Genomic DNA, 18,255 nt, shown 5'->3' with positions numbered 1-18,255 from the left:
GCCGTCATGAGAAGAATCGCGCTGAGTGGATTGGCGTTCGCCGCCACCGCTTCCCTCGTCCTGACCGGGTGCGGCGGCGGGGGCAACGACAACTCCGGACAGAAGACGTCCAAGGGCGCCACCTCCGAGAACCAGGTGCTGACCTCGTACAACCCCCAGCCTGCGAGCAACTTGAAGCAGGGGGGCAAGCTGACCCTCCCCATCGTGGACATTCCCGATCAGCTCAACCAGCTGAACGGCAACGGATCGCTGTACACGTTCAATATCGCCTGGTTCTACCAGCCGCAACTGTCGTTCAACGACCCCAAGGGCAACGTCACGTTCAACAAGGACTACCTCACCGACGTCAAGGAGACGACGGTGGGCGGCAACACCCAGGTCACCTACGACATCAATCCGAAGGCCAAGTGGAACGACGGCCAGGAAATGGACTGGACGATCTTCCGAGACACCTGGCACGCGCTCAACGGCAAGGACAAGGACTACGTCGCCGGCTCCACCGACGGTTACTCCAGCATCGCCTCGGTCAAGAAGGGCAAGGACGCCAAGGAAGCGATCGTGACCTTCGACGGCCCGTTCGTGTACTGGAAGTCTCTCTTCGCCGACGTCGTCAACCCCCACATCGCCAAGGCCGACGCCTTCAACAAGGCTTACGTGAACAACCCCCACCCGGAGTGGGGGGCCGGCCCCTACACCATCTCCAAGTTCGATGCCAAGGGCGGCACCGTCTCCTACAAGCCCAACCCCAAATGGTGGGGCGCCAAGCCGCATCTGGACGAGTTGACGTTCGTGCAGATGGAGGAGAGCGCGAGCATCAACGCCTTCAAGAACGGGCAGATCGACGCGGTCGAGGTGCAGGACGCCGAGCAGCTCAACCAGGTGAAGTCGGTCAAGGGTGTCGACGTCCGCCGCGGCACGACTACGGGCAGCCACCTCATCGTCTTCAACAGCACCTCGCCGCAGCTGAAGGACACGGCGGTGCGCAAGGCCCTGATGGAGGGGATCGACCGCTCTCAGGTCGCGAAGATCATGTTCCAGGGCCTCGGCTACACCGAGCAGTTGCCTGGTTCCCTCGACCTCTACCCCTTCCAGAAGGGGTACCAGGACACCTTCGGCAAGCTCGTCAAGTTCGACCCCGCCAAGGCGAAGAAGGACCTGGACGCCGCGGGCTGGAAGGTCGGCCCAGACGGAGTTCGGGCCAAGAACGGCAAGAAGCTGGAACTGACCCTGCCGACCATCGGGGACAGGTCCACAATCAAGGCATTTGGCACAGCCCTGGCCCAGATGATGAAGGGCATCGGCGTCAAGCTGGACGTCAAGGCGCACCCCTCCGCCGACTTCAACAAGGTGTTCACCCAGCGCTCCTTCGACATTTTCGCGATGGGCTTCACCTCCAGTGACCCGAACGGGATGCTGTACATCTGCCAGAACTACTGCTCCGACTCGACGCTCAACGTCTCCCGCTCGGTGCCGAAGAGCATGGACGAGGAGACCAAGGCCGTCGCCAACCTGCCGACACTGGACCAGCAGATCAAGGCCGGTAACAAGGTCGAGCAGAAGGCCATGGAGACCTACGGCATCATGCCGCTCTACAACGGCCCCACCATCTGGGCCACCAAAAAGGGCCTTGCCAACTACGGCGCGGCCCAGTTCTACGGCGACTACGGCGTCATCGGCCCGCCCACGCTGGTTGGCTGGCAGAAGAAGTAGGCACGCCCCCGTGTGGCGCCAGCCCCTTGGGCTGGCGCCACACGGCAGGCCGTCCGTGGGTCAGATGTCGCGGAAGATCTCGATCTGCGCGCCCACCGAGTTCAGGCGCTCCGCCAGGTCCTCGTAGCCGCGGTTGATGACGTACACGTTGCGCAGCACGGAAGTGCCCTCGGCCGCCATCATCGCCAGCAGGACGACCACCGCGGGCCGTAGCGCCGGTGGGCACATCATCTCGGCGGCGCGCCAGCGCGTCGGGCCCTCGACCAGGACGCGGTGCGGGTCGAGGAGCTGGAGACGCCCACCGAGCCGGTTGAGGTCCGTGAGGTAGATCGCCCGGTTGTCGTACACCCAGTCGTGGATCAGGGTCTGGCCCTGCGCCATCGCCGCGATCGCCGCGAAGAACGGGACGTTGTCGATGTTCAGGCCGGGGAACGGCATGGGGTGGATCTTGTCGATCGGCGCTTCCAGCTTTGACGGACGCACCGTCAGGTCGACAAGCCGCGTGCGGCCGTTGTCGGCCGGGTACTCGGGCGTGAGGTCGTGGTCGAGGCCCATCTCCTCCAGCACCGCGAGCTCGATCTCCAGGAACTCGATCGGCACCCGGCGGATCGTCAGCTGCGACTCGGTGACCACCGCGGCGGCGATCAGGCTCATCGCCTCGACCGGGTCCTCCGACGGCGAGTAGTCGACGTCCGTGTCGATCGACGGCACGCCGTGCACGGTGAGCGTGGTGGTGCCGATGCCCTCGACCCGCACGCCGAGCGCCTCGAGGAAGAAGCACAGGTCCTGGACCATGTAGTTCGAGGAGGCGTTGCGGATCACGGTCGTGCCGTCGTGGCGCGCGGCCGCGAGCAGCGCGTTCTCCGTGACGGTGTCACCGCGCTCGGTCAGCACGATCGGGCGCCCGGGTGCGACGGAGCGGTCGACCTGGGCGTGGTACAGGCCCTCGGTGGCCGCGATGTCGAGACCGAAGCGGCGCAGCGCGATCATGTGCGGCTCGATCGTGCGCGTACCGAGGTCGCAGCCGCCGGCGTACGGCAGCCGGAAGGAGTCCATGCGGTGCAGCAGCGGCCCCATGAACATGATGATGGAGCGGGTGCGGCGGGCCGCGTCCGCGTCGATGGCCTCCATGTCGAGGTCGGCGGGCGGCACGATCTCCAGGTCGACGCCGTCGTTGATCCAACGGGTGCGTACACCGATGGAGTTGAGCACCTCGAGGAGGCGGTAGACCTCCTCGATGCGGGCGACGCGCCGCAGGACGGTACGTCCCTTGTTGAGCAGCGAGCCGCAGAGCAGGGCGACACACGCGTTCTTTGACGTCTTGACGTCGATGGAGCCCGAGAGCCTGCGGCCGCCGACCACGCGCAGGTGCATGGGGCCGGCGTAGCCGAGGGAGACGATCTCGCTGTCGAGGGCCTCTCCGATGCGGGCGATCATCTCAAGGCTGATGTTCTGGTTGCCGCGCTCGATCCGGTTCACGGCGCTTTGGCTTGTCGCGAGTGCGTCGGCGAGCTGCGTCTGGGTCCAGCCACGGTGCTGCCGGGCGTCGCGGATGAGCTTGCCGATGCGTACGAGGTAGTCATCTGCCATAACGACAACGTATCTCACATGTGAGATAGACGCCGAGCGGGGGTGGTCCGTTCGGGTGAGATGCGCCGCGGACGGCCGACTCCAGCGGGCCCCCAGAATACGGAACTTGAGCCTCCGGGTGATCGTGCGCATCGATCATGGACCCGCGCGTGTCGCGGCGCAACCGGGACGCGCCCCGGCTCGCCCGTCCGGGGCCACTTGCCCGGTGGCCGCGGGGAAGCCGCGGGGAATCGGGAATCGATGTGCTTGGTCTAGTCCAATCTATTGACGTGCTCGCGACCTTGCCCGATTCTGATCGCACCTGAAGGCTCCCCTCCACATCTCCGGGAGATCCGCACATGAAGCGTCTTCGTGCACTCCTCGGCGGCGCGGCCGCGGCCGCGCTCGCCACCGCGGGAATCGCCATGGCGTCGCCGGCCGCCTTCGGCTCGGCCGCCACATCGCACGCCGGCTCGCACGCCGCGAGTCAGGCCGCCGCCGGTGCGAGCGCCTCCGCGGCGCTCAGCAACCGCTGGTACGCCGCCGCGCCCTACCTGATGCCGTTGGACAACGACCCGCCGAGCGCCACCGCCATCATGGACGCCACCGGCCTCAAGGCGTTCCAGCTGGCGTTCATCCTCGCCCCCAACGGTGGTGGCTGCTCGCCGACTTGGGGCGGTACCGCGCCCGTGTCGAGCGACACGTCCGTCGCCTCCACCATCAGCGCCATCCGCGCCAAGGGCGGTGACGTCTCCGTCTCCATCGGCGGCTACGGCGGCACCAAGCTCGGCCAGGCGTGCTCCGACGCCGCCTCCACGGCCGCCGCGTACCAGCAGGTCATCACCAAGTACCAGTTGCACGCCATCGACTTCGACCTGGAAGAACCGGAGTACGAGAACAGCGCCGCGGTCGCCCACGAGATCGGCGCGGCCAAGATCCTGCAGCAGAACAACCCCGGCCTCTACGTCTCCGTCACAACGGCCGGCACCTCGGCCGGCACCGGGTGGTTCGGCCAGCAGATGCTGAACGAGGCGAAGTCGCAGGGCTTCACGCCCAACAACTTCTCCATCATGCCCTTCGACGGCGGCTTCAGCGGAGCCGCGTCCCAGACCTCCGCGCTCACCGCCTTCAACAAGCTGCTGCAGACCACCTTCGGGTGGAGCGAGGCGACGGCGTACGCGCACGAGGGCTTCTCCGGCATGAACGGCCGCAGCGACAGCGGCGAGATGTTCTACCAGGCCGACTTCCAGACGGTGCTCGACTACGCGACCAGCCACGGCATGGACCGCTTCACCTTCTGGTCCCTCAACCGCGACCGCCAGTGCTCGCCGGCCGACAACAACGGCAGGACGTCGGGCACGTGCAGCAGCGTGCCGCAGGCCTCCTGGGACTTCGCCAAGTACTCGGTGAAGTTCGCGGGCGCCACGCCCCCCAGCGACCCGCCCACCGACCCGCCGACGGACCCCGGTGACCCCGGTGACCCCGGCACCTGCTCCGCCGCGGCGTGGAGCGCCACCGCGGTCTACACGGGAGGCGACGAGGTCTCGTACGGCGGCCACGACTGGAAGGCCAAGTGGTGGACGCAGAACGAGAAGCCCGGCACCACCGGTGAATGGGGCGTCTGGCAGGACGAGGGGGCCTGCTGACCCGCGTCACCCGGCCGCGCGCTGACCGGCACTGTGCCCCGTACGCCCGAGCAGGGCGTACGGGGCACACGCCTGTTGCCCGGCGGGGCGGCGGGTCAGGTGCCGGCGGGTGTCGTGACCGTACGTCTGCCGCTCTCTGCCTTCTCGTGGACCGTGGCGCGGTGCCCGCGCTCGATCGCCTGGCCCCAGTAGGTCCCGGCGAGCATCAGCAGCGCACCGGCGGCGGCGACGGCGGTGAGGCGCTCGCCTCCCAGGACGACGCCGATGGCGGCGGCCCACACGGGCTCGGTGCCCAGCAGGAGACTGGCCCTGCTCGCCGAGGTGCGCTGGACGGCCCAGGTCTGGGCGAGGAACGCGAAGACGCTGCACCCGAGGGCGAGATAGGCCAGTTCACCCCAGGTGGCGGCGGACGCGTGGGCAAGAGCCGGCAGCCCGCCGGCGGGCGTCAGGCACAGCAGAGTCCCGACGGCGGTCTGTACGGAGGTCAATTGCAGGGGCCGCAGGGAACGGTCCGCGGTGAGCCGGCCGACGAGCGCCACGTGGCCCGCCCTGACCACGGCGGCGGCCAGCATCAGGGCATCGCCCGTCCCGGGGGCGTGCAGGCCGTTGCCGGAGGTGAGCAGTCCGACCGCCACGACGCACACGCCCGCGGCGAGGAAGAAACGGGGCGGCACCGTGCCTCGGCCCCCCCGAGCGGTCGAGCAGCGGCGTGATCACCAGGGTCAGGCTGATGAGCAGCCCCGCGTTCGCCGCGCTGGTGTGTGCGACGCCGTACATCTCGAGCACCAGCACGGCGGCCTGCGTCAGCCCGAGGGCGCCACCCACGCGGACCTCCCGCCGCGTCCACCGCTCCCGCCGCCCGCGTGCGGCGGCGAGGACGAGGGGGATGCACGCCAGCGCGGAGATCAGGTAGCGGATGAACAGCACGGTCATCACCGGGGCCGCTGCCGTGGCGGTCTTCGCCGTCAGATAGCTCGAACCCCAGACCAGGGCGACCAGCAGGAGCACCAGATCGGTGCGGCGTGTGTCGGGCATGTGTCCCACCGTGCCCGAGCAGCCCGATGAAGCCAAGCACCACTTACTCAACCAACTCTTAAGGGAAGCTACACTGATGCGATGGACGAGAGGCAGTTGCGGGTCCTTCGCGAACTGGGCGAACTGGGCAGCGTCACCGCGGCCGCCGAGGCGCTGCGGGTCACGCCGTCGGCGGTCTCGCAGCAGCTGAGGCTGTTGCAGCGCTCGGTGCCGGTGCCGCTCACCGTGCGGGAGGGCAGGCGGCTGGTGCTCACCCCGGCGGGGCAGGCCCTGGCCTCGGCCGCGATCGGCGTCGAGACCGCGCTGGCACGGGCGCGTCGCAGCGTCGACGAGTTCGTCGGGCAGGCCGACGGCCTCGTGTCGGTGGCGGCCTTCCACAGCGCCGCCGCGGCCTTCTGGCCACACCTGCTGCGTGCGCTGGCGGCGCCCGGCTCCCCGCGGCTCGCCCTGGCCGACGAGGACGTCGCGCAGAGCGGCTTCCCGCCGCTGACCCGCGACCACGACATCGTGCTCGCTCACCGGCTCGACCACGCCGCGCCGTGGCCGCGCACCGTGTCCGTCACCCCGCTGCTGCACGAACCCCTCGACGTCGCACTGCCGGCCGGGCACCCGCTGACCGCCAGGGCGAGCCTGACGCCCGGCGACGTGGCGGAGGAGCCCTGGATCACCGTCCATGACGGCTTCCCGCTGATGGCCACCATCGACGCCGTCTCGGCCGCGGCCGGCCGCCGCCTCCATCTCGCCCACCGGATCAACGAGTTCGCCGTGGTGGCCGAGGTGGTGGCCGCCGGCGGCGGTATCGCCCTGATGCCGCGCTGGACGGCCCGCCCGCACCCTCAGGTGGTCCTCAGGCCACTGACCGGCGTGCACGCGCGGCGCCATGTCGACGCACTCCACCGCCCCGAACGCACGGCACGCACGGCCGTCGAATCCGTGCTCGGCCACCTGCGGACAGCGGCGGCGTCCATCAGCAGCCAGAACGCACCACCGGTCGCGCGCCGGGCCGCGCGCGCATGACCATCGCGCGGTCATGTACTAGAGTTATCTCGACATCGAGATACTTATACAAGGCGTACCGCGGCCCGGCGTTACAGGTGAGGCGACCCTAAGTAAGTCTTACCTCAGCGGATCGGTGACGACTCGTGGCGGCAGCATGGCGGAGGTACGCGCACATCAAGAAGGAGACTGTCGTGTCGGCCAACAGTTTCGACGCCCGCAGCACGCTGCGCGTGGGCGACGAGTCGTACGAGATCTTCCGGCTGGACAAGGTCGAGGGCTCCGCGCGCCTCCCTTACAGCCTGAAGGTCCTCCTGGAGAACCTGCTTCGCACCGAGGACGGGGCGAACATCACCGCGGACCACATCCGCGCGATCGGCGGCTGGGACTCCCAGGCCCAGCCCAGCCAGGAGATCCAGTTCACGCCCGCCCGTGTGATCATGCAGGACTTCACGGGCGTGCCCTGCGTCGTCGACCTCGCCACCATGCGCGAGGCCGTCAAGGAACTGGGCGGCGACCCGGCGAAGATCAATCCGCTGGCCCCCGCGGAGCTGGTCATCGACCACTCCGTGATCGCCGACAAGTTCGGCACGCCCGACTCCTTCGCGCGCAACGTCGAGCTCGAGTACGGGCGCAACCGTGAGCGCTACCAGTTCCTGCGCTGGGGCCAGACCGCGTTCGACGAGTTCAAGGTCGTCCCGCCCGGCACCGGCATCGTGCACCAGGTCAACATCGAGCACCTGGCCCGTACGGTCATGGTCAGGAACGGCCAGGCGTACCCCGACACCCTCGTCGGCACCGACTCGCACACCACCATGGTCAACGGCCTCGGCGTGCTCGGCTGGGGCGTCGGCGGCATCGAGGCCGAGGCCGCGATGCTCGGCCAGCCCGTGTCGATGCTCATCCCGCGCGTCGTCGGCTTCAAGCTGACCGGTGAGCTGCCCGCGGGCACGACCGCGACCGACCTGGTCCTCACCATCACCGAGATGCTGCGCGAGCACGGCGTGGTCGGCAAGTTCGTCGAGTTCTACGGTGAGGGCGTCGGCGCCACCACGCTCGCGAACCGCGCCACCATCGGCAACATGTCGCCCGAGTTCGGCTCCACGGCGGCGATCTTCCCGATCGACGCGGAGACCATCAACTACCTGACGCTGACGGGCCGCAGCGAGGAGCAGATCGCGCTGGTCGAGGCGTACGCCAAGGAGCAGGGCCTGTGGCTCGACCCCGCGGCCGAGCCCGACTACTCCGAGAAGCTCGAACTCGACCTCGCCACCGTCGTCCCGTCCATCGCGGGCCCGAAGCGCCCCCAGGACCGCATCGTCCTCTCCGAGGCGGCCAAGCAGTTCGGCTGCGACGTGCGCGCGTACGTCGAGGACGACGAGCAGGCGCCGCAGGACGCCGTCTCCCCGGTGGACGAGGCGAGCGCCGAGTCCTTCCCTGCCAGCGACTCGCCGGCCTACTTCGACGGCGACAACGGCGAGGGCGCCGCGCGCCACGCCGGCGCGTCCGACCGCCCGGGGCCCTCCAAGCCGACGACGGTCACCGCGCCCGACGGCTCGACGTACGAGATCGACCACGGCGCCGTGACGGTCGCCGCGATCACCTCCTGCACCAACACCTCGAACCCGACGGTGATGGTCGCCGCCGCGCTCGTCGCGAAGAAGGCCGTCGAGAAGGGCCTGACCCGCAAGCCGTGGGTCAAGACGACGCTGGCGCCCGGGTCCAAGGTCGTCATGGACTACTACGACCGCGCCGGCCTCACCCCGTACCTCGACAAGATGGGCTTCAATCTCGTCGGATACGGCTGCACCACCTGCATCGGCAACTCGGGGCCGCTGCCCGAGGAGGTCTCCAAGGCGGTCAACGAGGCCGACCTCGCGGTCGCCGCGGTGCTGTCCGGCAACCGCAACTTCGAGGGCCGGATCAACCCCGACGTCAAGATGAACTACCTGGCCTCCCCGCCGCTGGTCGTCGCCTACGCCATCGCGGGCTCCATGAAGGTGGACATCACCCGCGACGCGCTCGGCGTCGACAAGGAGGGCAAGCCCGTCCACCTCGCGGACATCTGGCCCACCGAGGCGGAGGTCAACGAGGTCGTCGCGGGCGCCATCGGCCAGGACATGTTCAAGGACTCCTACAAGGACGTCTTCGCGGGCGACCAGCAGTGGACCTCGCTGCCGATCCCGACCGGCGACACATTCGAGTGGGACGCCGAGTCCACCTACGTGCGCAAGCCCCCCTACTTCGACGGCATGGGCGAGGAGCCCGAGCCGGTCGAGGACGTCACGGGCGCGCGCGTGCTGGCGAAGCTGGGCGACTCGGTCACCACGGACCACATCTCCCCGGCGGGCGCCATCAAGGCCGACTCGCCCGCGGGCAAGTACCTCACGGAGCACGGCATCGAGCGCCGCGACTTCAACTCGTACGGCTCGCGCCGCGGCAACCACGAGGTGATGATCCGCGGGACGTTCGCCAACATCCGCCTGCGCAACCAGATCGCGCCGGGCACGGAGGGCGGCTACACCCGCGACTTCACGAAGGAGGACGGCCCCGTCTCCTTCATCTACGACGCGTCGCGCAACTACATCGAGCAGGGCGTCCCGCTGGTCGTGCTGGCCGGCAAGGAGTACGGCTCCGGCTCGTCGCGCGACTGGGCGGCCAAGGGCACGGTGCTGCTCGGCGTGCAGGTCGTCATCGCCGAGTCCTATGAGCGCATCCACCGCTCGAACCTGATCGGCATGGGCGTCCTGCCGCTCCAGTTCCCCGAGGGCCAGAGCGCCGACTCGCTCGGCCTGACCGGCGAGGAGACGTTCTCGTTCACGGGCGTGACGGGGCTGAACGACTCCATCCCGAGCACGGTCAAGGTCACCACGGACACGGGCGTCGAGTTCGACGCGGTCCTGCGCATCGACACACCGGGAGAGGCCGACTACTACCGCAACGGCGGCATCCTCCAGTACGTCCTGCGCAGCCTGCTGCGCAAGTAACGCGGGCCGGCCGCGCACGGCGCGGATCCCCACGACGGCGCCCCCGCACTCGGCGAGTGCGGGGGCGCCGTCCGCGTCCCCGGCCACGGCGTTCCGGCCACGGTGGTCCAGGTCACGGTGTTCCGGCCACCAAGCGTGCACGGTCACCGGGCGTAGACATCGCCCGTAGACATCGCCTGTAGACATCGGGCGTAGACTGACAATATGACCCACGCACGGCCCCTTCCCGAGCCCACCCCTGCGCCCGCACCCCACCGCTTCCTCGTGCCGGGGCTGGTGTTCATGGGGATGGTCGTCGCCGTGGTCAGCAGCCTGGGCGCGCCCCTCATACCGACGATCGCGCAGAGCGACCACATATCCGTGGGCGACGCCCAGTGGGCGCTCACCGTGACGTTCCTGGTCGCCGCCGTCGCCACGCCGCTGACCGGCCGGCTCGGGGACGGGCCGCACCGGCGGCGCGTCATCATCGCCTCGCTCGTCGCCGTCACCGCCGGCGCCGTGCTCGCCGCGCTCCCGCTCGGCTTCCCGTTCCTCCTGGTCGGCAGGGCCATGCAGGGCATCGGGCTCGGCCTCACCCCGCTCGGCATCACCGCAGTGCGCGACGCGCTGCCTCCCGAGCGCTCCCGGCCCGCCGCCGCGGTCCTGTCCGTCACCACCGTCGCCGGCGTCGGGCTCGGCTACCCGATCACCGGGCTCGTCGCCCAGTTCGGCGGGCTGCACGCCGCCTTCTGGTTCGGCGCCGTCGTCAGCGCCCTCGGACTCGTCGTGGCCGCGATCGTCGTGCCCTCCTCCGCGCACCGCCCGGCCCGCCCCCTCGACCTGCCGGGATCCGTCCTGCTCGGCGTCGCGCTCGTCGGCCTGCTGCTCTCGCTCAGCGAGGGCGAGAGCTGGGGCTGGACGTCACCGCTGCTGTGCTGCGTCGTCGGGGGATCGGTCCTCGTGCTCGCCGGGTGGGTCGTACGGGAGCTGCTCGCCGCGCACCCGCTGGTCGACCTGCGGCTGCTCCGGCTGCCCTCGGTCCTGACCGCCGACGTCACCGCCCTGCTCGCGGGCGTCGGCATGTACCTCCTCATCTCACTCGTGACGCGCTTCGTGCAGACGCCCGTCAGCAGCGGCTACGGGCTCGGCGCCTCCGTGTTCGTCGCCGGCCTCGTCCTCACGCCGTTCTCCGCCGCGAGCGTCGTCTCCACCCGGGTCACCCGCGCCCTCGTCACCCGGATCCCCGTCGGCGTGGCCCTCGGCCTCGGCGCGTTCGTGATGCTGCTCTCGATGGTGATGTTCAGCTACGCGCGGGGCGCCATGTGGGAGGTCCTCGTGGTGATGGCGCTCGCGGGCCTCGGCGTCGGCGCGATCTTCGCGGTGATGCCCGGCCTCATCGTCGGCTCGGTCCCGCCCGAGGAGACGGGCAGTGCCACGAGCTTCAACCAGGTCATCAGGTACGTCGGCTACGCGGCGGGAAGTACCATGAGCGCCGTGGTGCTCGAAGCTCACACCTCGGCCGGCAAGGCCCTGCCCACCGACGGCGGTTACACGGACGCGGGGCTCATCGCGTGCGCCATGTGGATCGCCACGGCCGTCGCGGCCGTCCTGCTGCCCAGGGTGCGTACGCGCCGGGCAGCGGGTGGCTCGATCGCGGGACCGGCCGCCGCCGGGTCGCCGCGCCTGCCGGAACAACGGGTTCAGCGGGCCGCCGCCGACCGGGTGCTGGCCGACGAGGGCCTCGCCGACGCGGTGCCCGCCACCCCGGCCGCCCCGGCGGGACCTGCCGCCTCCGCCGCCGGTCGCCGCCCCTCGCGCGACGACGCCGGGAACTGACCGCCGTGCCCGAGCCCAGGCGCCGTGACGCCGCTGCGAGCAAGGAGCGGCTGCTGCGGGCGGCCGCCGAACTCTTCGCCGAGCGCGGCTACGACAGGACCACCTCCCGCGACATCGGCGAGCACGCGGGCGTCGACCCGGCCATGATCGCCCGGTACTTCGGCGGCAAGGCGCAACTGTTCGTCGCGGTGCTGCGCGCGGAGAGCGACGCGGAGACCTTCGCCGACCTGTTCGACGCCGAGCGGCTCGGCGGCCTGCTGCGCCGCTTCGACCGGCAGGGGCCGGGCCCTGTCGCGCAGGTGGCCGTCCGCCCCTACGACGACCCGGAGGCGCACGCCGCGGCCGCGGCCGAGCTGGAGCGCCGCATCGTGGGGCCGCTGCGGGAGCACTTCGTACGGGAGGGCGACGACCGCCCGGAGCTGCGCGCCGAGCTGCTCACGGCCGCGTTCGTGGGGGTCGTGCTGGCGCGCCGGACGGGCACGCTGGAGCACCTGGCATCAGCGGACCAGGACGACCTGCTGCCCCTCGTCCGGCGCCTGCTCGGCTGACGCGTCAGGAAGCGCCGCCGCGACCGCTCACGTTCCACGCCCAAAGGACGCAGGCGATGCCGATCAGCGCCAGGAGCGCGCAGAGGACGGTGTACGTCTCTTGGATCACCTTGGCTCGCCCCCTGGGTGCGACGGCCGGCCGATCTGACGGCCGGTGGACGTGACGGTCTGCTGAACGGTACGCCGCCACGTCACCCGTGTCCCCATCCTCGCCAGGTCTACACATCGTCCGGACGTACTCACCGCACGTTTCGCACCGCCGTGCCACCCGTCCAAGCCCGTCCAAGGCCGTCCATCGCCCGTTCACCGGGCGTTCGGCGCGCCGAACCGCCGCGTCACGGCTCCCGGCACCGCGCCGGTCACCACGGCGGCCCCCGGCGCGCACCGGCTTTACCCGGAACGTCGGCGTCACCTCGGGCAGTAACGGCGCTTTTCGGGCTGTTCCGTACGTCGCCGCTTCCTTTTCGCGGCCTTTTGCCGTTCGGGAGAAGGGGACGGGAAACCGCCCGCCCGGGCGCGACCGGCACACGCTGTGACCCCGCTTTGATCCCGCTTTGCGCCGTTGAGGCGGGGTCCACGGCGTTCGGCGCGACGTCCGCCCGAGGAGCGGCCCGCGACCGTGTGTGCGCGCGACTTCGGCATGATCGGCGACCGAAGAGGCCCGCCTGTCAAGGGTGTTGCACAGGAGAAATTCGCGGAATTATTCATTCCGATCGGCGAGTACGCACCAAATCGTTCGGCAATGGGGCTACATTTCCGCGAGGTCTCAACTAGGGAAAGAGTGGCGACCAAGTTTGCTTTCGATCTTGCTCCTTCGGCGGGAAGTGGACTATACCTGTCGGCGTCCGTCCTGGAGCTTTCGGTGCAGGCCGGGCCAAGGGGGGACGGCGGGAGGACTCTGCCCGTATCCGTTCGTAAGGCCGGGCCGCTCTCCTTTGTGATCCGTACGCGAACACTTGACGACCACTCTGTACGACCAGCTTCATAGACCCGCGGTGGCGGGGCCTTCGCCTCAGACGAGAAGGACGGCCGGCCGACACACCGCCTGAGTCCTGGAGAAGGCGAGGACTTGAGCATGGGATCCACCTCCGCTCAGAACAACGGGGGCCTCGGCCGCCGCGATGTGATCAAGCGGTCAGCGGCCCTCGGCCTGGTCGGCGTGCCGGCGGTGAGCTTCCTGAGCGCCTGCGCGAGCGGCGGCGGGGACAGCAACGGCACGCCCAAGCCGAACAAGGGCAGGACCAGCGCCAAGAACCCGCTGGGAGTGAACGCGACCGCCCCGCTCGACTTCGTCATCTTCGACGGAGGCTTCGGCACGCAGTACGCGAAGGACGCCAACGTCCTGTACAACAAGACCTTCCCCAAGGCGAAGGTCACGCTCACCCCGACGCAGAAGATCCAGACGACGCTCCAGCCCCGCTTCAACGGCGGCACTCCGCCCGACCTCATCGACAACTCGGGCGCCGAGCAGATGGACATGGGCGTCCTCGTCGGCCAGAAGCAGCTGGCCGACCTGACCCCGCTGATGGACGCCCCCTCCTACGACGACCCGAACAAGAAGGTCCGCGACACGCTGCGGCCGGGCGTCCTGGAGATGGGCCAGTACAACGGCAAGCCCGTCTACGTCATGAACTACGCGTACACCGTGTACGGCGTGTGGTACTCGCAGAAGGCGCTCGACCGCTTCGACGCGAAGTACCCGGAGAACTGGGACGACATGCTGGCGCTGTGCGCCAAGGCCAAGAAGAAGGGCGTCGCGGGCTGGACGTACGCGGGCAAGTACCCGTACTACATCCCGTTCTCGCTGTACCCCTTCATCGGCAAGATCGGCGGCCGCGAGGTCCTGGACGCCATCGACAACCTGGAGCCGAACTGCTGGAAGGCGCCCGCCGTCAAGGCCGCCTTCGACGCGTACTACGAGCTCTACAAGAAGGGCTACATCCTCCAGGGCACGCCGGGCCTCGACCACATCCAGTCGCAGACCGCGTGGACGCAGTACAAGGCGCTCTTCATCCCCGACGGCTCCTGGGTGGAGAACGAGGCGGCGAAGACCACGCCGAAGGACTTCCAGATGAAGGTCTCGGCGCCCTCCAGCCTCGACTCGAGCGACAAGCTGCCGTTCGGCACCATCTGGGCCTCGGGCGGTGAGCCGTACATCGTGCCGGCCAAGGCGAAGAACCCGCTGGGCGCCATGGAGCAGCTGCGCATCATGCTCAGCGAGGAGTCCTCGAAGAACTTCATCCAGAAGGTGAAGTCCCTCAGCTCCTACAACGGCGGCACCGACGGCATCACGCTCACGAGCGCCCTCCAGTCGGGTGCCGACGCGCTGAAGCTGGCCGGCGGCAACGTACTCAACCCGCGCCTGCAGGACTGGTACGTCGACCTGCAGAAGCAGAAGATCGGCGTGGGCGCGCTCGGCGAGATGATGGCCGGCCGCATGACCCCGGCCGAATGCGTCAAGAAGTGCCAGCAGTACTCCGACGCGGCGGCCAAGGACTCGTCCATCACGCACTACAAGCACCAGTAGGGCGGTGCGGACGGCCGGAGGCGCCCGGGCACACCGGGCCTCCGGCCGCTCGTGCCGGTCCGCACCTCGCCGGCCGGCACGCGCCAAGTCGGCACGGCGGCACGCCATGGGGCGGCGCCGTCGAGGATTCGGGGTCGGGAGACATGCAGCACGGCAAGTACCGGTTCATCGTGGGGTTCCTGATCGTCCCCCTGGCGTTCTACGCCATCTTCGTCATCTGGCCGTTCATCCAGTCGATCTACTACTCGTTCACCAACTGGACGGGGCTCAGTCCCCAGTTCTCGGTGACCGGGCTCGACAACTACCGGCGGATGATGAACGACCCGACCTTCTGGGCGTCCTTCCGGCACAGCGTGATCTACGTCCTGGTGCTGCCCGTGGTGGTGCTGGCCATCGCGCTGTTCCTGTCGTTCATGCTGAACGTGGGCGGACGCAGGAAGAAGGGCGCCGCGGTCGCGGGCGTCCAGGGCTCCTCGTTCTACAAGATCGTCTACTTCTTCCCGCAGGTGCTGTCCATCGCGATCGTCGCCCTGCTCTTCCAGTTCCTCTACAACCCGGACAGCGGGGCGCTCAATGCCTTCCTGGACGCCATCGGGCTCGGCGGCGTGCAGCCGGAGTGGCTCGGCGACCCGGGGCTCGCGCTGTGGTGCGTGATGGCCGTCCTGATGTGGAGCCAGGTCGGCTTCTTCGTGGTGCTGTTCTCCGCGGGCATGGCGTCCATCCCCAAGGACTTCTACGAGGCCGCCCTGCTCGACGGGGCGTCCCGCGCCACCACCTTCTTCCGGATCACGCTGCCCCTGCTGTGGGACACCGTGCAGTCCGGCTGGGTCTACATGGGCGTGCTCTCACTCGGAGCCGAGTCCTTCGCCGTCACCCAGATCATGACCGTCGGCCCCGGCGGACCCGCCGATTCCACCAACGTCCTGAGCCTGTACGTCTACCAGAAGGCGTTCCACAGTGGCCAGGCCGGCTACGCGACCGCCATCGGCGTCGCCCTCCTCCTCGTCACCCTGGTGTTCGCCGCCGGGGTGCTGCGTATGGGCCGGCGCGAACGGCTGGAGTTCTGATGAGCACTGACACCTCACCGCAGCCCGCCGAGACCGTGCCCCCGCGCGTACCGGCCGCCAAGAACGGCCCGGGCCGCGAGCACGGCGAGAAGAAGACCGGCGGGGTACTCAACGTCTTCTCCCACGGCGTCCTGGTGATCTGGGCGATCCTGGTGGTGATGCCGCTGCTGTGGGCGGTCATGACCTCCTTCAAGGACGACAAGTCGATCTTCACCTCGCCGTGGTCGTTCCCCAGCCACCTGCACTTCGAGAACTGGTCGCGCGCCTGGAGCCAGGCGCACATGAGCGACTACTTCCTCAACACGATCATCGTGGTGGCGTTCTCGCTCTTCGGCACGCTGCTGCTCGGCTCGATGGCCGCGTACGTGCTGGCCCGGTTCGAGTTTCCCGGCAACAGGTTCATCTACTTCCTGTTCATCGGAGGAATGAGCTTCCCGATCATCCTGGCGCTCGTCCCGCTGTTCTACGTGATGCAGAACCTGTCGCTGCTCAACACGATCCCCGGGTTGATCATCGTCTACATCGCGTACTCGCTGCCGTTCACCGTCTTCTTCCTCACCTCGTTCTTCAAAACGCTGCCGACCTCGGTGGCGGAGGCGGCGATCATCGACGGTGCGTCACACACCCGCACCTTCTTCCAGGTCATGCTCCCCATGGCGAAGCCCGGCCTGATCAGCGTCGGGATCTTCAACTTCCTCGGCCAGTGGAACCAGTACCTGCTGCCGACGGTGCTCAACACCGACCCGAACCACAAGGTGCTCTCCCAGGGCCTGGTGGCCCTCGCCACCAGCCAGGGATACAAGGGGGACTGGTCGGGCCTGTTCGCGGGGCTCGTGATGGCGATGCTGCCCGTGCTGGCCGCGTACATCATCTTCCAGCGCCAGGTCGTCGCGGGGCTCACCGCGGGAGCGCTGAAGTAACGTCAGCGAAAACATCGGATCAGGGGTTGCCCGTCGACAATTGTCGGCGGGCATTTCCATTTAATTCGGACCTTTTGCCCGTGGTGGCATCGCTCAAGGTCTTGACGGGAGGTGGCCCCAAAGGCTGAGCTTAGGGTTCACAAGTTGGAGAAACGTCGGGGTCTCAGTGACGCGGCCCCACCGGCAGGCGGTCGTCGTGCCGCCCGCCAGGGCAGGAGTGGATGATCCGTGCAGACTCCGGGGTCGCAGTCGTCCCTGCACCGGGCAAACCTGGAACGGGTGGTACGCGCCGTGCGTATGGCCGGTTCGCTCACGCAGGCCGAGATCGCCAGGAGTACGGGACTCTCCGCCGCCACGGTCTCCAACATCGTCCGGGAACTCAAGGACGGCGGCACGGTCGAGGTCACCCCGACCTCCGCCGGCGGCCGCAGGGCCCGCAGTGTCTCGCTCAGCCCCGACGCCGGCATCGTGCTCGGAGTCGATTTCGGCCACACGCACCTGCGGGTGGCCGTGGGGAACCTGGCCCACCAGGTGCTCGCCGAGGAGTCCGAGCCGCTGGACGTCGACGCGTCGTACGCGGACGGCTTCGGCCGGGCCGAGACGCTGGTGGAGCGGCTCATCGTGACCACCGGGATCGACCGCCAGAAGGTCATCGGCGTGGGGCTCGGCGTGCCGGGCCCCATCGACGTCGAGTCCGGCACGCTCGGCTCCACGGCGATCCTCCCGGGCTGGGGCGGGATCAACCCGGGCGACGAGCTCGCCGCGCGCCTCGGCGTACCGGTCTACGTCGACAACGACGCCAACCTCGGCGCCCTGGGCGAGATGGTCTGGGGCAGCGGCCGCGGGGTCAGGGACCTCGCCTACATCAAGGTGGCGAGCGGCGTCGGGGCGGGCCTCGTCATCGCGGGGCAGATCTACCGCGGCCCGGGCGGCACGGCCGGCGAGATCGGCCACATCACGCTGGACGAGGCGGGCCCGGTGTGCCGCTGCGGCAACCGCGGCTGCCTGGAGACGTTCGCCGCGGCGCGGTACGTGCTGCCGCTCCTCCAGCCCAGCCACGGCTCCGAGTTGACCATGGAACGGGTCGTGCAACTGGCGCGCGAGGGCGACCCGGGATGCCGTAGGGTCGTCGGCGATGTCGGCCGCCACGTCGGCAGCGGAGTGGCCAATCTGTGCAACCTCCTGAACCCCTCCAGAGTCGTCCTGGGGGGCGATCTCGCGGAGGCGGGGGAACTGGTGCTCGCGCCCATCAGGGAGTCCGTCTCGCGCTACGCCATCCCCAGCGCGGGGCGCCAGTTGTCGGTGCTCCCCGGTGCGCTCGGGGGGCGTGCCGAGGTGCTCGGCGCGCTGGCGCTCGTACTCAACGAAATGGGTGATTCGACCCTGCTCGAGAGCACACATCCGGCCACGACTCCCGCCTTCACTTAGATAACGA

The 18,255-nt window shown here is 69.2% G+C and carries 12 protein-coding genes and 1 pseudogene; 10 read left to right on the top strand and 3 right to left on the bottom strand.

Going from position 1 to position 18,255, the window contains the following annotated elements:
• The first annotated feature begins 6 nt into the window (after positions 1 to 6).
• A complete protein-coding gene (locus tag JFN87_RS04410; RefSeq protein ID WP_245178715.1) occupies positions 7 to 1,710 on the top strand; it encodes an ABC transporter family substrate-binding protein in 1,704 nt (567 codons plus the stop codon).
• Positions 1,711 to 1,770: 60 nt separating this feature from the next.
• On the opposite strand, the gene JFN87_RS04405 is transcribed toward JFN87_RS04410, so the two are convergent.
• Positions 1,771 to 3,300 (bottom strand): helix-turn-helix domain-containing protein, encoded by a 1,530-nt coding sequence (locus tag JFN87_RS04405; protein WP_209338522.1) that lies wholly within the window; start codon positions 3,298 to 3,300, stop codon positions 1,771 to 1,773.
• Between the two features lie 338 nt (positions 3,301 to 3,638).
• Between JFN87_RS04405 and JFN87_RS04400 the strand changes: the two genes are divergently transcribed.
• Positions 3,639 to 4,925 carry a carbohydrate-binding protein gene (locus JFN87_RS04400; RefSeq protein ID WP_209338521.1) on the top strand — a complete coding sequence of 429 codons (1,287 nt, stop codon included), beginning with the start codon at positions 3,639 to 3,641 and terminating at the stop codon, positions 4,923 to 4,925.
• Positions 4,926 to 5,020: 95 nt separating this feature from the next.
• Here JFN87_RS04400 and JFN87_RS34480 read toward each other — a convergent pair whose 3' ends face one another.
• Both JFN87_RS34480 and JFN87_RS34475 read right to left on the bottom strand, forming a co-directional pair.
• Complete coding sequence (locus JFN87_RS34480; protein ID WP_372449178.1) at positions 5,021 to 5,599, bottom strand: DMT family transporter; 579 nt, start codon at positions 5,597 to 5,599, stop codon at positions 5,021 to 5,023.
• A gap of 85 nt (positions 5,600 to 5,684) precedes the next feature.
• A pseudogene (locus JFN87_RS34475) lies at positions 5,685 to 5,960 on the bottom strand (EamA family transporter); the annotation flags it as partial.
• A gap of 81 nt (positions 5,961 to 6,041) precedes the next feature.
• Here JFN87_RS34475 and JFN87_RS04390 point away from each other — a divergent pair.
• The 8 genes from JFN87_RS04390 to JFN87_RS04355 all read left to right on the top strand — a co-directional run bounded on the left by JFN87_RS04390 (position 6,042) and on the right by JFN87_RS04355 (position 18,248).
• A complete protein-coding gene (locus tag JFN87_RS04390; protein ID WP_209338520.1) occupies positions 6,042 to 6,977 on the top strand; it encodes a LysR family transcriptional regulator in 936 nt (311 codons plus the stop codon).
• Between the two features lie 173 nt (positions 6,978 to 7,150).
• On the top strand, positions 7,151 to 9,943 hold the full coding sequence (locus tag JFN87_RS04385) for an aconitate hydratase (protein ID WP_209338519.1): 2,793 nt from the start codon (positions 7,151 to 7,153) through the stop codon (positions 9,941 to 9,943).
• A gap of 204 nt (positions 9,944 to 10,147) precedes the next feature.
• A complete protein-coding gene (locus JFN87_RS04380) occupies positions 10,148 to 11,758 on the top strand; it encodes an MFS transporter (protein WP_209338518.1) in 1,611 nt (536 codons plus the stop codon).
• Between the two features lie 5 nt (positions 11,759 to 11,763).
• Positions 11,764 to 12,306: a TetR/AcrR family transcriptional regulator gene (locus JFN87_RS04375; RefSeq protein ID WP_307865297.1), complete on the top strand. Its 543-nt coding sequence runs from the start codon at positions 11,764 to 11,766 to the stop codon at positions 12,304 to 12,306.
• A gap of 1,075 nt (positions 12,307 to 13,381) precedes the next feature.
• Positions 13,382 to 14,833, top strand: coding sequence for an N-acetylglucosamine/diacetylchitobiose ABC transporter substrate-binding protein (gene ngcE, locus JFN87_RS04370; protein ID WP_209338517.1), 1,452 nt, complete (start codon positions 13,382 to 13,384; stop codon positions 14,831 to 14,833).
• A gap of 143 nt (positions 14,834 to 14,976) precedes the next feature.
• Positions 14,977 to 15,900: a carbohydrate ABC transporter permease gene (locus JFN87_RS04365; RefSeq protein WP_209338516.1), complete on the top strand. Its 924-nt coding sequence runs from the start codon at positions 14,977 to 14,979 to the stop codon at positions 15,898 to 15,900.
• Entirely contained in the window at positions 15,900 to 16,820 is a 921-nt protein-coding gene (locus JFN87_RS04360) for a carbohydrate ABC transporter permease (RefSeq protein ID WP_209338515.1), read from the top strand. The genes JFN87_RS04365 and JFN87_RS04360 overlap by 1 nt, the downstream gene beginning before the upstream one ends.
• A 228-nt stretch (positions 16,821 to 17,048) precedes the next feature.
• A complete protein-coding gene (locus JFN87_RS04355) occupies positions 17,049 to 18,248 on the top strand; it encodes an ROK family transcriptional regulator (RefSeq protein WP_209338514.1) in 1,200 nt (399 codons plus the stop codon).
• The last annotated feature ends 7 nt before the right edge of the window (positions 18,249 to 18,255 follow it).

Origin of the sequence: Streptomyces montanisoli, from assembly GCF_017813245.1 — a bacterium.
GTDB lineage: Bacteria > Actinomycetota > Actinomycetes > Streptomycetales > Streptomycetaceae > Streptomyces > Streptomyces montanisoli.
Note: the sequence above shows the minus strand (reverse complement) of the source record. Positions and strands in the feature narration are given on the sequence as shown.

What these genes read in the sequence shown, in the direction of transcription:
- JFN87_RS04360 (WP_209338515.1), top strand. Translation starts at nt 15,900, where the DNA reads ATGAGCACTGACACCTCACCGCAGCCCGCCGAGACCGTGCCCCCGCGC.
- JFN87_RS04405 (WP_209338522.1), bottom strand. Translation starts at nt 3,300, where the DNA reads ATGGCAGATGACTACCTCGTACGCATCGGCAAGCTCATCCGCGACGCC.
- JFN87_RS04380 (WP_209338518.1), top strand. Translation starts at nt 10,148, where the DNA reads ATGACCCACGCACGGCCCCTTCCCGAGCCCACCCCTGCGCCCGCACCC.
- JFN87_RS04400 (WP_209338521.1), top strand. Translation starts at nt 3,639, where the DNA reads ATGAAGCGTCTTCGTGCACTCCTCGGCGGCGCGGCCGCGGCCGCGCTC.
- JFN87_RS04410 (WP_245178715.1), top strand. Translation starts at nt 7, where the DNA reads ATGAGAAGAATCGCGCTGAGTGGATTGGCGTTCGCCGCCACCGCTTCC.
- JFN87_RS04390 (WP_209338520.1), top strand. Translation starts at nt 6,042, where the DNA reads ATGGACGAGAGGCAGTTGCGGGTCCTTCGCGAACTGGGCGAACTGGGC.
- JFN87_RS04365 (WP_209338516.1), top strand. Translation starts at nt 14,977, where the DNA reads ATGCAGCACGGCAAGTACCGGTTCATCGTGGGGTTCCTGATCGTCCCC.
- ngcE (WP_209338517.1), top strand. Translation starts at nt 13,382, where the DNA reads ATGGGATCCACCTCCGCTCAGAACAACGGGGGCCTCGGCCGCCGCGAT.